This is a genomic window from Leptolyngbya sp. AN02str (genome assembly GCF_050565595.1).
In the GTDB taxonomy this organism is placed as follows: Bacteria; Cyanobacteriota; Cyanobacteriia; order Elainellales; family Elainellaceae; genus Kaiparowitsia.
In genome coordinates this window covers 140503-156070 of record NZ_JBNXVR010000001.1, presented here as the reverse complement: position 1 = coordinate 156070, position 15568 = coordinate 140503, and the positions used below count along the sequence as shown (strand labels likewise).

Annotated in this window: 9 protein-coding genes; 3 read left to right on the top strand and 6 right to left on the bottom strand. The window is 51.9% G+C overall.

Features of this window, described 5'->3' with window-relative positions; genetic code table 11:
- Positions 1–56 precede the first annotated feature (56 nt).
- From ACQ4M4_RS00645 to ACQ4M4_RS00635, 3 genes are all read right to left on the bottom strand, one after another.
- On the bottom strand, positions 57–2615 hold the full coding sequence (locus ACQ4M4_RS00645; RefSeq protein ID WP_430682508.1) for an HD family phosphohydrolase: 2559 nt from the start codon (positions 2613–2615) through the stop codon (positions 57–59).
- Between the two features lie 335 nt (positions 2616–2950).
- Positions 2951–3733 carry a TIGR03943 family putative permease subunit gene (locus ACQ4M4_RS00640; RefSeq protein ID WP_430682507.1) on the bottom strand — a complete coding sequence of 261 codons (783 nt, stop codon included), beginning with the start codon at positions 3731–3733 and terminating at the stop codon, positions 2951–2953.
- Positions 3734–3883: 150 nt separating this feature from the next.
- Entirely contained in the window at positions 3884–4903 is a 1020-nt protein-coding gene (locus tag ACQ4M4_RS00635) for a permease (RefSeq protein WP_430682506.1), read from the bottom strand.
- A gap of 1004 nt (positions 4904–5907) precedes the next feature.
- On the opposite strand from ACQ4M4_RS00635, the gene ACQ4M4_RS00630 reads away from it, so the two are divergent.
- Both ACQ4M4_RS00630 and ACQ4M4_RS00625 read left to right on the top strand, forming a co-directional pair.
- Positions 5908–6888 carry a LysR family transcriptional regulator gene (locus tag ACQ4M4_RS00630; RefSeq protein WP_430682505.1) on the top strand — a complete coding sequence of 327 codons (981 nt, stop codon included), beginning with the start codon at positions 5908–5910 and terminating at the stop codon, positions 6886–6888.
- A complete protein-coding gene (locus ACQ4M4_RS00625; RefSeq protein WP_430682504.1) occupies positions 6885–7943 on the top strand; it encodes an anthranilate phosphoribosyltransferase family protein in 1059 nt (352 codons plus the stop codon). The genes ACQ4M4_RS00630 and ACQ4M4_RS00625 overlap by 4 nt, the downstream gene beginning before the upstream one ends.
- A gap of 96 nt (positions 7944–8039) precedes the next feature.
- Here the strand turns inward: ACQ4M4_RS00625 and ACQ4M4_RS00620 are convergent, their stop codons facing one another.
- Positions 8040–13157 carry a caspase family protein gene (locus ACQ4M4_RS00620; protein WP_430682503.1) on the bottom strand — a complete coding sequence of 1706 codons (5118 nt, stop codon included), beginning with the start codon at positions 13155–13157 and terminating at the stop codon, positions 8040–8042.
- Between the two features lie 1029 nt (positions 13158–14186).
- Between ACQ4M4_RS00620 and ACQ4M4_RS00615 the strand changes: the two genes are divergently transcribed.
- Positions 14187–14588 (top strand): tetratricopeptide repeat protein, encoded by a 402-nt coding sequence (locus ACQ4M4_RS00615; RefSeq protein WP_430682502.1) that lies wholly within the window; start codon positions 14187–14189, stop codon positions 14586–14588.
- 348 nt (positions 14589–14936) lie between these two features.
- On the opposite strand, the gene ACQ4M4_RS00610 is transcribed toward ACQ4M4_RS00615, so the two are convergent.
- A complete protein-coding gene (locus ACQ4M4_RS00610; protein ID WP_430682501.1) occupies positions 14937–15119 on the bottom strand; it encodes a hypothetical protein in 183 nt (60 codons plus the stop codon).
- Positions 15120–15207: 88 nt separating this feature from the next.
- Positions 15208–15438, bottom strand: a complete 231-nt coding sequence (locus tag ACQ4M4_RS00605) for a hypothetical protein (protein WP_430682500.1) — start codon at positions 15436–15438, stop codon at positions 15208–15210.
- Positions 15439–15568 lie beyond the last annotated feature (130 nt).

The window sequence follows — 15568 nt, the reverse complement described above, 5'->3', positions numbered from 1 at the left end:
GAAACCTTTCCGTTCTTGGAATAGCCAAACAGAGCGTGTGTCAATTAGCCCTTGTGTCAATTCGTAAAGGAAGGCGTAGGGGGCAACATGACAGCCTTGGGATAGGCAATGCGTTGGTGGTTGTAATCCTGCCACACTTTGACAAACACTTCTGCAATGCGCGGCATTTCGTCGCGGGTGAGGCCCGAATCAACCAATTGATTGTCTTGCCAGCGGGCTCGCAAAATCCGGTTCACCATAATTAATGCTTCTTTTGGGGTGGCATCTTTGAGCGATCGCAGCGCCGCCTCGCAGGAATCTGCCAACATCACGAGCCCGGTTTCTCGCGATTGCGGAGTGGGGCCATCGTAGCGAAAATCCACTTCACTTACTTGTAGAGCTGGATTCGCTTTGGCCCGTTCCAGGGCCTGATGGTAAAAATATGTGATAAACATAGTGCCCTGATGCTCAGGGATGAATGCCTGAATGGCTTTGGGCAGGCGATAACGGCGAGCCATGACCAAGCCCGTCGTCACATGTTGTTTGATAATGCTGGCGCTCCTCCAGGGATCGTCAATCACATCATGTTTGTTTGGCCCGCCCATCTGATTTTCGATAAAGCCTAGCGGGTCGTGCATTTTGCCAATGTCGTGATAGAGCGTTCCGGCGCGCACCAGCTCAACATTACAACCCAGTGCCCGCGCTGCTGCCTCGGCCAGGGTGGAGACAAACAAGGTGTGCTGAAAGGTGCCTGGTGTTTCGGCGGCAAGCCGCTTTAGGAGAGGACGGTTGGGATTGGCCAACTCGGCCAAGCGGACTGGAGTGACGAGATCGAACAACTGCTCCAAATATGGGCTAATGCCCAAGGCAATGACACTCCACACCAACCCCATAAAGCCCTGTACCGCTGATGCAGAAAGAATGGCATAGAGCACCGAGGGCGACCAAGGCGTGATGATGAGGCTAAGCAGCAGGTAGACCGCCGCTTGCGTGAGGCCAACAGCTCCGCCAAGGAGAGCCAATTCTTCGCGCGATCGCAACTGCCCTGCCATATAGGCTCCCAGCACGCTAGCTACGGCACTGGCCGCCAAGTGCTGAAGACCAATTTCCATCCCAATGGGCAGCACCACGCTCAGGAGCGAGACCACCGTTACACCCAAGGCCGAGCCATAAAAACTACCCACCAGCAGCCCTACGACTGGCAGACTCGTGGCCGGAACACCCAGCGACACCAGCAGCGGAGTTGTAATCGTTAGCAGCGTGACCAAAACATAGTCGCGGCGGCGCAAGCCAGGATGGAATCGCCGTTCAACCAATAGAACGATCGCCATGCCACCGCTGACCAAAATTGCAAAGCCCACAAGCCCAGCCCAGTTAATTTGTCGTTGGCTCATGCCAAAGTGATCCAACAGCACAAACTCGCGCTGAGTAATGGGTTGTCCAGCCTCGACGATGATCTCTCCTCGGCGAATTTCGACCATCACCTCTTTGACGGCACGGGCGGCTTGTTCGGCCTGTTGTCGGGTTTGTTCGGGATCATGCACCAAGTTGGGCTCAAGCGACGCCATCAGAATTTCGTTGACGAGGGGTGTGGTGCGATCGGAGGAAAGCTCTGTGACGGTGTGGGTGCGTACAGCATTGCTGAGCAGGCTTTCGGGCAAACCGGGCGGAATTCCCTGAGCCAGCATGCGTTCTAAAATGCGGCGCACCTTGACGCGAACTTCCATCCACTCTGTATCCGAAAGGGACAATAGCTCTGGAGTGTAGAAGCTCTGCACTGAGTCGTCGGCTGTATCGCTCAGCATGGCGCTGGCTCGGGCGTAGTTTTGGCGCGCCCGAACGATAATTTGCTTGAGTACTGAGTAATCGTCGGCTGAAACGCTGCGGCGGTAGTTTTGCAGTTCTAAGATGGCCAGCTCAAACGAGGATTGGGCTCCTGTAAGGCGAGACGTGGAGGATGCACGGTTGCGATCGTTCTCGGCTTCGCCAACGAGCGATCGCTCTCCTTCAACCGCTTTGACCACCATCTCCCATTCATCCTCAGGGGCCTGCCGCACATAGCGCTGGCTGGTTGTGGATAGCACCGCTGTCGAGAAAAAGGGAAAGGTGCCAGCCTGCAAACGAACGCGATCGCCCTCATCTAAATATCGCTGGATGGACTGATAGATCGTTTGATTGACAGACTCATCTAATTTGAGCACCTGCACAGCTCCCAAGCGCGCATCGCTGCGCTGCTTCTCTGTGCTTTCAACATCCAAAACGGTAGCCGATGTGGGCGCTCTTAGCGTTCGCGGTGCAGCCCGACCAACCGCGAGTTGCGGCTCATTGTAGAGACGGTACCCAATTGTGCTGGTTAGGGTAAACACCGCCAAAACAAACACCGCCTTGGAAGACCAGCGAGGTGGATGAGGCGTCTTGCGATGGCTAATTGGCTCTAGCAACCGCTGCGCGGGGAAATAGGTGCCTGCTAAGCAAGCCAAATTATGGCAATGCTTTCGCACTTTCGACACTTTTGATAGAGCAGTGGAGTTGGCACCGTGGCTGCTAGCCGTGGCGGAACGTTGAGAACTTTGCCCTGGCACATGTGCCCGATGCCAAGAATGAACCTGCTGAATGAGTTGTCGAAAAGATTTCATCAGTGCACGAGATACTGAGCAATGTGTATGAACCAGCCCGAACTCAAGCAGCCGTCAAGGTTGTTTTGCAAAGACGGCAGGATAGGCCTAAATCGCCTCTACGAAAACAGTATAAGCTGCCCTTAGAGGGCATGCCAAAGCCCCCTTCGCCAAGATCCGCAGCAAATGGATAGGCACCCTGCTGAATCCTCGTTTCCTTTGTCTAACCCTGGATTTGCCTACCCATTGGCCGTCAACTTCATTTTTCAAGATGCAATCCTTACTCTTTAGGTTTAGATCCGTTTGGGTAGAAATAAGACGCTGTTACGCTTTTCTATACAAACCTAAGCCATTTTTTAGTAATCGTAGGGATTTTCAGGTTCTTCAATGGGCACGAGATTTGTGGCTTCGATGACGAGCTGCCGCTCCTCGTTTAGGGTTTCGGTAATCATGCGGCCTTCGACCCGAAACCACCGATCGGGTGGGTACTCGGTTCGCGATGCCGAGAGCTTGACAGGGAGCGCAACGGGGTAAACGTCGGCGGCACAGCAGGTAATCACAAACCGCGCCAGCATTAGATATTGATCGGGTAGCTCGGTGGAGTGAATAACAAACCCTTCAATATTGGCAGCCTGCCCCGTGTAGGCATCGGGTTCGGGATAGACGTTGAGGGTGCGCACCCAGTCAATGAGACTGCGATCTTCGGGCCGAGTTCCCCCCCGAAACGATTGGGGTTGCGATCGCGTCATGGTTAATGTTTCGGCGACCCCGCGCTCTAGGGCAACTTGGCTTGCAAACGCCTGAGGAGAGTATTGCAGCCCAAACAGGGCTACCACCAGCATGAGTCCACTGCTCCAGCCCTTGGGCAATAGGCTAAAGTGCTGCATAGAGCTGGCTTGCTGCATAGCACGACGTTTATGGTTCAAAAGTTGGAGTGCTTTTGCTCCTGCGATGCCGACTAGGCAAATACCCGCTAGTACGGCCAGCCATACATAGTCAGGATGCAGAAGAATATTGATGCGTCCAGTGATCCAGAAACGGAGGAGCAAGACTCCCCAAGCCATCAATGCAGCAGTATCCAACCACGTCAAAAACCGTTCAGAAAGTTGCCGAGGGGCAGATTTACGTCGTCGAGCCATAGGGTGGAAAACACTGAAGTGAGTGAGTCAATGAATTGGATTGAAGAGGACGAAGGTCGCTGGTTTGCGTGAAGGCCGCTGATTTTCGCGGAAGATGTGACTCCATGTTTGGGTTTGGCTGCTCATCCCAAACTTGGGTACGGCCAAGGCCTAGCCCCAATACAAGTTGACCAGTAGCGCTAGCAAAAAGGCTAGCTGCCCCGCCAAGATGAAGAGATACGCGATCGCTCGTGTGCGAAAGACTGATGTGAGTAGAGCAAGATTCTTTAGGTCGATCATTGGCCCGAAGACCAAAAAGGCCAGTAGTGACCCTGTGGTAAAGGTCGATGCAAACGAGAGCGCGAAGAAGGCATCGACTGTTGAGCAAATCGACACAATCCACGCCAAAAACATCATGACCACAATAGAGCTGATAGGGCCTTGCCCCAAACTGAGCACCAAGTCGCGCGGAATGGCCACCTGCACCAGTGAGGCGATCGCTGTCCCCAGGATGAGAATGCCGCCCAACTCCCGCAGTTCCAAAATGATATTTTCCATGACCAGGCGCAAGCGATCGCGCCAGGATTTTGACAGCACAGGATTTTCGCCAATGGCAACGGATTGCAGCAAGCTTCCATCCAGTTGGTAGGTTTTGCCGGGTTGCCCAATCAAAAAGGTGCCCGACTGCAAGAGAGGAGAGGTTGCCTCAGCGGGCGATCGCCGCTCCACCTTGGGCATGGCCCGGGCCACGGCTGGGTTTAGCAAAGGACGCACATCTTTTTGGCTGCTAAATACCCAACCAACAATCGTGGCAATAAATAGAGAAAATCCAATGCGCATAAACACGATTTCGGGCTGATCACGAAAAGCCGTCCACGTGGCCCAAAACACAATTGGGTTCACCGTTGGGGCTGCTAGCAAAAACCCAATTGCTGTCGATGTGGGCGCTCCCTGTACCAGCAACCGCCGCGCCACGGGCACGTTGCCACACTCGCATACCGGAAACAAAAAGCCGATCATGCTGCCGATCAGCGCACCCAGCATGGGGTGCTTGGGAATGAGCTGAATGAGCCTGCGCTCGTCTATAAAAAACAGCAGCACGCTGGAAAACGTCACTCCCAACAGCAAAAAGGGAAACGCTTCCACCAGCAGGCTAAAAAAGAGCGTTAAGCCGCTATTCCATCGATCCATGAAGATGACCGTTGCTTGTCAATAACACTCCTGACGCAGGGGCCAACGATGGGGTTGCACCAGGTTGACTCAATTGACCTGAGTGATGGCATGAACCATGTGTGCTCAATGTCTAGAGTTGATCCTACAGGAAGGATGGAAAAATCAAAGTAGGCTAGATAGGGCGATCGCCGAAAATGCTTGTGAAATGGAGCTTTTAAGCTTTAGACGATTTTGTAATGTGTGGCATACCTCCTGGGGTTAAACCCAAAACTCTTGAAGACTAAAGAATGAACCTCAGCTCATATGAGATGGGATGGAGTAAATAATCCAGCCATGATGAAGCATCCAACCCTAAAACCCTGTGTCGCCCGCACTGCGGTCAGCACAGGGTTTAGGATCTGGTTTTTCATGATGTCGAGGTACTTGGTAGCAATTGAGACGTAAGGCTCTGACTACAGCCGCAAGATGCCAGAGCCACGACCGATGAGAGGCTATCTGAGCGGCAATTGGAAAAAAGGCATCAAACGCTTCATGAACCTTATGCCTAAATGCTGTACGGTTCTGCTACACGACGATTCAGACGTCAAGGGCTACCCAGCCAGGAGGCTTAATGGCTAGGAACGACTAGGGAAATCAATGAAAGGTGCTAAGTTTCGCGAATTTAATTTATCCTTAAACTGAAAAGTTGAATTCAATCCACGTGGTACTTGAGAAGCGTTGACGAAACCACAACTTTCCTGTCGGCTCATGTCTTGCGAACGTTTGTCGGTACTCCTGGAACGTTAACGATGTTATTCATCGGGTTCGCTCATTGAGTGAACTGATGCAGAAACCGCCCTTGGCTCCAAGAATTTGAACCCTACTCCACAGTCCAGATCGGTCAATCATGCTGCGTTTTCCCGTGTTGGTATGGGGAATACACCATCCCAGATTGGCCCAAAGGCTGTATCGGAATCTACCGCGCAGAGCTGGCAAATTCGTTAAGGTCATGAACATTCAGTAAGGCCGTAGAGATTTAAAGAATGCGCCTGGAACAATTGCAAGCATTTCTGGCAGTTGCAGAAACGGGGAGCTTTCAAAAGGCTGCTCAGCGGTGCAGTGTGACTCAATCAACCATTAGCCGACAAATTCAGGCATTGGAAAGTGATCTGGAAATGACGCTGTTTCATCGCAATGCTCAGGCGAAGCTAACGGTAGCGGGCGATCGCCTGTTGCCGCGAGCTCGCAAAATTTGCCAAGAGTGGCAGGCCGCTACCACCGAGCTGAATGAGCTACGGGCTGGCAAGCAGCCCGAACTTTGTGTGGCCGCAATTCATTCTTTGTGTGCCTATCATTTGCCTCCTGTGCTGCAAGAGTTTTGCTCCATTTACCCGGATGTACAGCTGCGAGTGACTGCACTAGGGAGCGATCGCGCCCTCAAGGTGCTGAAAGACGGCCTGGTTGACTTAGCGATTGTGATGCATAACCGCTTTATGGTGACCAGTCCTGACATGGTCGTAGAAACGCTTTACGATGAGCCTATCAAGCTGCTGATTGCGGCACAGCATCCTCTGGCGCACTATACTCAAGTTCCCTGGGAGGAGTTGGCGCGTTATCCTCAAGTTGTCTTTAAAGATGGCTACGGCATGCAGCGGATTGTGCAAGAGCAGTTTGCTCGGCGGGGTACGGTGCTGAAGGCTGCCCTAGAACTCAACACGCCGGATGCTTTTTGTGGCGTGGTGCGGCAAGGCGAAATGGTGGCGCTTTTGCCTGAGTCATCTCTCATTGACGCATACAATGATTCAACTCTAACGATTCGTCAGGTAGCAACGTCAGACAATGCGTTAGGGGATCCGCCGCTCAGTCGTCGAGTCGTCATGGTTACAACGAGCGATCGCCTCGAAATTCCTCCCATTCGCAAGTTTCACGACTTGATTTTGCAGCACTTTGCGCAGGCGGCTGCCCCACTGCTAGGGCAAACTATTGAAGACACCCCATCGCTGGCCCGTGAGATTGGCGCATGAGTAACCGATTTCGAGATTTATTGCGAAAGGTTGGCAGTGGCCCGCATACCAGCCAAAACCTGAGCCAAGAAGAATCTGCCGATGCTATGCGGATGATGTTGCTACAAGAGGCAACACCAGCGCAAATTGGCGCGTTTATGATTGCTCACCGCATCAAACGCCCTACTGGAGATGAGCTGGCGGGCATGCTCGATGCTTATGCAGAGCTGGGGCCGCAGCTTCAGCCCATCGCATCGCGCTGGCCAGTTACGGTGTTTGGCATTCCCTACGACGGGCGCGATCGCACCTTTCCTCTTAGTTTGGTAACAGCGCTAATTTTGGCGTCGGTGGGCTGTCCCGTCATTTTGCACGGGGGCGATCGCATGCCCACCAAGGAAGGTACTCCCCTCATCGACCTGTGGCAACACCTGGATATAGACTGGTCTACTTGCTCGCTAACGCATGTGCAGCGAGTCCTGGAGTCTACCGGCATCGGATTTGTCTATTTACCCATGCACTTTCCGTTGGCTCAGGGTTTGGTGCCCTATCGGGAGCAAATTGGTAAGCGGCCTCCCCTGGCAACCTTGGAGCTAGCCTGGGCACCCTACGCTGGTGAGGCCCATCAGGTGGTGGGATTTGTGCATCCCCCGACTGAAGGTATGGTACGCCGCGCTTTTGAGCTGCGAGGCACGCATCACTTCACAACGGTTAAAGGATTAGAAGGTAGCTGTGATTTGCCACGGGAGCGCACAGCCATTATTGGCTTGGCCTCTGGGGCAGGCTTTGAGCGGCTGCACCTTCATCCCCATGAGTTTGGTTTTGCAGGCAAAAATGTTGGGCTAGAAGCCCCAGATATGGCGGCATCTTTGATGCGCAGTGTGTTGCGAAATGAACCATCGGAATTGCGCCAGTCTATTTTATGGAATGCTGGCTTTTTTCTATGGAGATGTGGTCAGGCAAATACTCTAACCGAGGCGATCGCTCAAGTTGAAGACCTGCTCCATCAGGGGCAACCGCTTAAAAAATTGGACGAAGTGCGTGCTGCTGTGGCATCACCTCAGCTCATTCGCCAGTAACCCGCCGTTCCGTTTGAAATCGGTGGCCATCCAGCGTGAACCCATGAGTCAATCTATGGGAATACAATGTAGCGTTCAGCAGCGGATTGCGATCGCCTAGCTTTGGTGAACTGGTAGCTGTAAGTTGGGGCAAGCATGGCTCTTGACCCGTAAATAGCGGGTACACTCCTCGGATGTGAGCTGACGATGGCTGCGATCGCGCGCCAGCTTCATCAACATCGGCCATGAGGCCGCCCATAAATAGATGCGCCCCTGATCCGTTTGTGCTGCAACGTAATGGCCATCCGGGCTGAAGAAGACCCGCTGAATTTGAGACGACGGATCCATCTCAGGGCGCAGTTGAGCTTGCTCCGTGCCATCCTTTGCATTCCAGAGCCGCACCGTACCATCAACCCCGGCCGTCACCACCGTTTGGCCATCAAAGCTGAACTGTGCATCAATTGCATTACCCTTGTGGCCGGTTAAGAACACATTGGGGGTTCCCGTCGCCACATCCGAAATTCGAATGCTGCCATCCGTTTGGGTGGTCACCAGTCGCATTCCGTCTGGGCTAAAGTCGGCGCTGTTCACCTCGGCGGAATGGGGAATGCGCAGCAGCATCCGACCCGATCCACGATCCCACAAAATCGCGGTGCGATCGCGGCTGACAGTGATCAGTTTTGTCCCGTCAGGGCTAAATTTGACTTGATGAATCTCGTCGCGATGCCCTTTCAGCGTGGTAATCACTTCACCAGAAGCCACATTCCACAGCCGCACCGTGCGGTTGTCCGTTACCCCTGCTACTACATCACTCATCGGGCTAAAGGAGAGCTGATGCATAACCTCCCGGGTTGTTAGCTCTTGGGTCATGCTGTATTGGCTATCGGGCTGGCGCTGTTGCAAAATGAGCTTGCCTTGAGCGGTTGCGATCGCCATCCACTGGCCATCTGCACTGAGGGTAACCCCGCTGACCGACTGTTTCTCCCATGGCTGAATTGGCTGCGTCAAAAGCTCGTTAGAAACTGGGTCCAGCTCCAAGGTTGAATGCTGTGAAGTCGCAGCTGCAACCTCGCCAGATGACGTTTCCTCAGGCTGCAGAGACAGCATTGCAGCTGGTTTCGATTTTTGCTGAGCCGTGGACTCGGGCGAAGGCTCCTGACTCAACAACTCCTTTACTCTTTCCCACATCGCCGTTCGGGCACTGTGGAGCGGGTGCTTTTTTGCCAGTTGGCTGCTGTGTAAGTGTTGCTTGGCTGTGTTTAAGGGATTGGTAGATGGATCGGATGACGGCAACTCCTCGTCGGTCACAATCGTCCACTGCTGAAGCTGGCCTTCTGTGTTGACGGTCATTAGCCGATTGACCAATGCCTCTGGAGACGGGGCGATCGCCTGCTGCGGAACATCCGTCACAACCGTCGAGCCATCGCGGGCTTCTGACAGAGGGTCAGGCAATGGCTTGAAATCCTTTGCAATAAACGAAGACCACTGAATCGAGCTGTTCGACAATTTGACTGAAGGTAGCTCTGTGCCTGTGCCCGTTGACCACCAGTAGACCATGCCTGCCTCGCTCGCCGTGACCAAGTAAGCATTGTCTGGGCTAAAGGCCGCCTGGGTAATGGATTGGCCATTCTCCACAGTCGATAGCTGCTCTCCTGTGTTCACATCCCAAATCGAGGCTTTGGTAATGGCAGGCTGAGCATCTTGAGCCTGGAGATCTCTAGCCTGGGCGGTTTTGGGATGAGTAGACACCAATAACTCGCCATTGGGACTATAGATGAGCGGGGCGGAGTGCGATTGCTGACTGACTGGCCACTGTGCCAACTCGGCCTGGAGCGTTTGGGTTTGTAAATTCCACACCTGTTTGCGGCCGTTGGTGTCGATAGTAATGATTAGCGTTTCTTCGGGGTTGACCTTTGCATCTGTAATGTGGCTGATGCTAACAGGCTGCGCTGGTTGAGCGATCGCCGATTCCACCGCCGGTTCCATGTCTGCAATCGGTTCAAATCCAAATTGGGTGCTCAACACTGTGTTGAGTTTGCCTGTGGCTACGTCCCACAGTCTGGCTCGTCCATCGCTACTGGTGGTAACAATCCATTGCCCACTGGGGCTAAAGCGTGCCCGGGTCACTGAAGCGTTGTGCGCTAAAGTGGCGATCGCTTCCAACCCGACAAATTGCTCCATCGGTTTCGTGGTATCTGGTGTCGTGCTCAGGGGTAGAACGTCCCACAACTCCACTGAACCATTTGCACTTCCCAGCAGCAGGGTTAGCTCGGTGGGGCCAAAGGCGAGGTAGTCAATTGGCCAAGTTTGGCTCATTTGGCCTCGGGATTGCCCGGTTTGGGTATCCCAAAAGGTCAAAATGTTGCCACTGCTGGCTGCGAGCAGTTTCCCATCTGGACTGTAGGCAATATGGGTTGCTACTTCAGGTAGTTCAATCTCAAATTGCAGAATGCCGGACTCACTATCCCAAATTTTGATCTGATTGGAGTCTGCGGCGATCGCCGCGATTTGGGAGGCGTTGGGGCTAAAGGCAAGTTCGGTAATGGAGACGCGAGCCTCGGATTGCTTAGGGCTGATGGCCGTTTGCCACTGCAACTGGTGCTTGGGGCCGATGCGGCTGGCAACCCGAATGACCTGCGTGGTTTCGCTCCACAGGCAAATGGTGCCATCTAGGCTGGCCGTTGCCATATAACGACCGTTGGCGCTGAACACGAGTTGATTGATGCTGGCTTTGTGGCCCTCAAACTGAAGCTGCAGTCGCAAATCCCGTAAGGCCGCTCTCAAGCTCGATTGGGCTTCGTAGGTGCGCTCGCCCTGTTCGACTGCCAATCGACTAATGAGTAAGGCCGCCATAGAGTCGCGCTGAGGCTCTTGCAGAATGGATTGGGCGATCGCCGCTCGCTCACGCGAGGTTGCAATATTGGCCTGGTATGCCTTTTCGGCTTGGGTTTGCAGGGTGACCTGATATTGGTTGAGTGCGATCGCCACTGCTGCCGTTAGGACGGTGGGAATGCCCAATTTCAGAAGTTTTGCCTTTTGCCGCTCTCGTTGGTGGCGCATCAGGCTGATCTGAATATACTGAGAGGCGATCGCCGACAGTTCATGCGGATACATCCGCAGAAAATCGCGCGCATCCATCAGTCGGCTACCGTGCAGTAAGTGGCCTGCATCTTTGGGCCGATTGAGCCTAACCCATTCTTGCGCTTCGCGCTCTAACCGACGTTGCCGCAATAACAATGCACGGTTTTCGTCGAGCCATCCTCGCAATAATGGCCAATTGCGAATCAATGCTTCATGGGCAATATCAACGGTCTCTTGAATATCCAGAATCGTCGAATCTTCGTTCGCGGGTTGATTAGTGACCACCAGTTTGGCCGCAACGAGCTTTTCCAACGTTTGATCGACAAGCTCCAGTGGAAATGCTGGGCTAATTAACTCTAATTTCGTGACTCGACGACGCGTATCCTCGGTTCCCTCGTCCAACTGAGTCAGCGCCAAGAAGATGCGCTTTGCCGCTGCTTGCTCATTCGCCGGCAGGCTGTCATAAATTTGGGTCGCTCGGGTTTGTAAGGTGCCTCGCACACCGCCAAGTTCTGTATAAGTATTGAGCGTTAGCTTCGGTGGTTGGTCCCCTTCCGCCAGTTGACGCCGCTGCCATAGCTCTAACAGGGTGTACTGCAAGAGCGGCAACTCTCCCGGTGAGCCCATCACATCTAGCAGCATGGTGTACACCAGATTGGGCTCGCACTGTAGACCCACTTTTTTGGCAGGGCGAACAATGGTGTTTTTGATTTGCTCGTAACTAAGCGGCATGACCCGAACAATTTTGCGCTTGAGATAGCGGGCTAGATTGTCGTAGCGCAGACACTTATTAAAGAAATCGGCACGCAGCACAGGGACGACGGTAAACTGTTCGCTGCAACTTTCGATCGCTGTAATTAAGCAGTTGAAAAACTGGCGACGAATTGCCTCGTCCCGGCAAAGCGTAAACACCTCTTCAAATTGGTCAATGAGGAGCACCATACGAGCGCGTGGGCTGTCCCCAATCCCAGTGGTAATGCTGGTTTCGGGCGCAAGAGTTGCGCGAATGAGTTGGGCTAGGCCCTGGCCTCCGGCTTGCAAAAATTGTTCGGCTCGGCGGAGCTGTTCGGCACGCTCTAGGTCGGGCAAGGTGCTGTCAATAAACGCCGATGCCAAACTGCGCATGGGGTTTTCGCTAGGGGTAATGAGCTTTAGCCGCCAGCGATCGCTCCCGGTAATGTGTTTGCCTTGGCGTAGCTCATGCAATACACCCGCCCGCGCCAGCGACGATTTTCCGCTACCTGATGCCCCAAGAACCGTTACAAAGTTGGAGCTTTGAATCTTATTTAATAGTTGGTCTGTCAGCTCTTCGCGACCAAAAAAGAAATCGGCGTGAGCTTCATCAAAAAACTGCAAACCCCGGTATGGGCACACATCGGCGACGGATGGCTGCGTGGTGCCTGTCGCTGTCGGAGTGACCAGGCCAGACTGCACTCCAGCGCGGGTCAAAATAATTTCACTCCCCGAATTCTCAAACAAGGGTTGTTGCAGCTCACCCTTTAGCCGCTGGCTCACATGGGCGGTTAAAGAATGACCCGTGACAATTCCCGATGCAGTTTGGCGCGAATCCAGCCCTTCTAATAATGCTTTGGTAAGGACGCTGTAAGACCCATCCAAAGATTCGTAAGCGACCTCATATTCACGAGAGGCTGCAATAAATAGGCGATCGGTTCCGGCTTTTGCCCCCGGATCTGCTTCCAGCACATTGAGTAATTCCCCGCTATGGCAACAGTCCAAAATCACAATGCGTTGCCGCACAGGACTTTCTTGCAATAGTCGGCGTAACCAAAACAAAGACAATCCGTAAAACCCAGCCTCGGGATTTGAATCGCTAACTGCTAAATACCCTTCTTGGATACCTGCATCCCGCTGAATGCCATGGCCAGAAAAATAAAAGACCGCCGTGTGGGGAATATTTTTTCCCTTGGGCTTGAATAGGTTAATCAACGCTGTTTCTAAATCACGAAGAGTAACAGGTGTTGATTGACCAATTCTAGGTTGGCTGGATTGAATAATTTCTGGCAGACGCTGAACGCGGAAGTCTCCTTGGGTATGGAAGACTTGTGCGATCGCCTCTGCATCTCTGGCAGGAGCCTGCAACCCCGACAGATATCGGTAGGTATTGATCCCAACCACGAGAGCATCCCGAGACATTTTCACTTCTCCTCAAACACGCGATCAATCATTAGGAAATTGGAAATTGGAGAGCATTTAGAAATTGGATTTTTTTCTTCAATGCACTCATCAAACTAGTGAGTAAAGAACTGCCAAGACGTGACCAATAGTGATACATGAGGGAACACAACATAAGCTGAAAAAGAATGAATTCAAGAACGAAGAAGGTATTCCAAAAAGACACAATTAGAAGATTATTGTGACTCAGTGGAAAGAGTCTGTGGCTGTGGTGCTATTGATAACAGTCAGTAAATAACACAATCATCTACCTTCTTTGAACATATGGATACTCACGGATATCCATGAATTGGGTTCAGCAATTTGACTGATTACATAGGCGAAATGTACTAGGTGTTTTGGAGAAATAACTTTTCTCTACAACGAACATAGCGGAATTACTAAGCTGTGTAAAAGGGGGTGTGAACCCACATTTATTGTTCAATAAAAGCTAAATCCGGTTGATTTATTTCTGGATGTTTGGTTTACGTGAAAACCACATTACAGCCTTGAAAAAACATTGATTTGTCTGGATTTTGCATCGCTAAAAGCTTTGTTTGGCAAGCAATCCAGATTTTTATCAGTATTATCAACTAAGTGGATATACTGACCTTTGATAAAGCATTCTTAAAGGAATCGCTTCATGTACTGCTAAGTTTTACTTGAAGGTGTTAATTGTCTGAAAAAAATACTTTTTCTTAGAACGAGGCTTTTGATATTTATTGCATTGCTGTAAATACGACAATTCGTGAAGCATTGGTGCCTGGTTGATGAAGGCTAAGTTAGAATTCAGCTTGATTTAAATCACTACACCGATAGTGCTTTTTTATGAAAATGGCTCTATATCAAGTGGTTGTATGAACACAACACCATCAGGGACTCGGTTATTGGAAAATTGGGGTGGGTGCAATTTGCACGATCAATTGATGATTGAGAGATGGTAAAGAACAGGGTTGTAATACTGTTTCTGTACAGATGTTGGTTCTGTTATGCAGGAATAATTGAGTACATATGAGCCATTCTTTTTCCTTAAGCGGTGTTTCCCAGTTGCAGGCAGCTTCTGCAGCTGAATCAGAGTCTTGGTATTGGCGAGGAGTTGCCCTGGCTGATGAAGGCCAGTACGCAGCAGCGTTGAGTTGGTTTGATCAGGGGTTGAACCAACAGCCGCTGCACTTGAAGGGGTGGGTGTTTCGATGCGTTGTTTTGATCCACCTTGAGCGTTATGAGGAAGCGCTAGAAAGCTGCGGTAAGGCTCTGGAGATTCAGCCGGATGATGCAGAAACCTGGACCTTTCGCGGTGTCGCGTTGCATCGATTGAGTCGCTATCGTGAGGCATATGCAAGCTACGAGCGCGCTTTGGGGCGTACTCGTGCGACGGGTTGGCGGCGGTTGCTGGGTTGGTTGCATTGGTAATAGCAGCATGCGATCGCTCTAATCCATTCAGTTGGCTGTACCGAGCCGCTCATGAACACACTTTGCCTTGCCGCTAAATTGCAAAGCGTTGCTCATCGCAAACAATAGACCACTCCACCTAAAAAATTAAGGAACCCAACGCTTTGTGGGTAAAGATCATGAACCTTAAAAGCCGATGCCGTCCGCACTGCGAACGACATCGGCTTTTTTAAGAACTCGCTTGAATGTTGCCGAGACACCCATGATTTGTTTGTGCTGAAATGTAGTGAAAGCCAAAACTGAAGCTGAGATTAACCCAAGGATTTAACTGATCTAAGGCTTTGTATTCAAGAATCGATATTCAAGGGTTTAGTTTACTCGGTGAGACCTCATCGATTGGGGCGATAGTTCGTCAGATACATCCTTCAGCTTTTGGGATGCAAATTTGAAATAGGCAGCAGCGCGTTTATCGGCTCCGATTTCTAAAAAATAAATGGCATGCTCAATGGATGCTTGTGCTAGCGCAAATTCGCGACTGACTGATGACTGCATCAAAGGAATCTCCTCAAACGAAGGGGTAGGGATTTAGGCTGGCAACCGCTGGGACGTAGAGCAAACTGGATAAGGAATGGCCAGTAACTTACGCATCGAGCAAGAGTTGCGATCGCCACAAACCAGCTCGGCAAACCAATGGACAGTAGCGATTGATGAGCGCTTTTTGGTACGCATTGGGAATACGACGTGCTGCATCATAGCGGGCGATCGCCCATGCGATGGCATTGGCTGCATCGATGGGAATTCCAGCTTCAATCAGCTGCCGCCAGTAGGTAGGGGTGACTTCACGAGTGGATTTGTGACGAAGTTTAGTCATATCGCCTGGTAGAGAAGGAAACACGTTGCGTTGCTTCTATCATCATCAATGGTTTTGCCCAGAAGCGAGGTGACAGCAACCGGGGTGAAATCGTGATGTTGTCCGGGGAAATCCGTGATTTCACCATTTT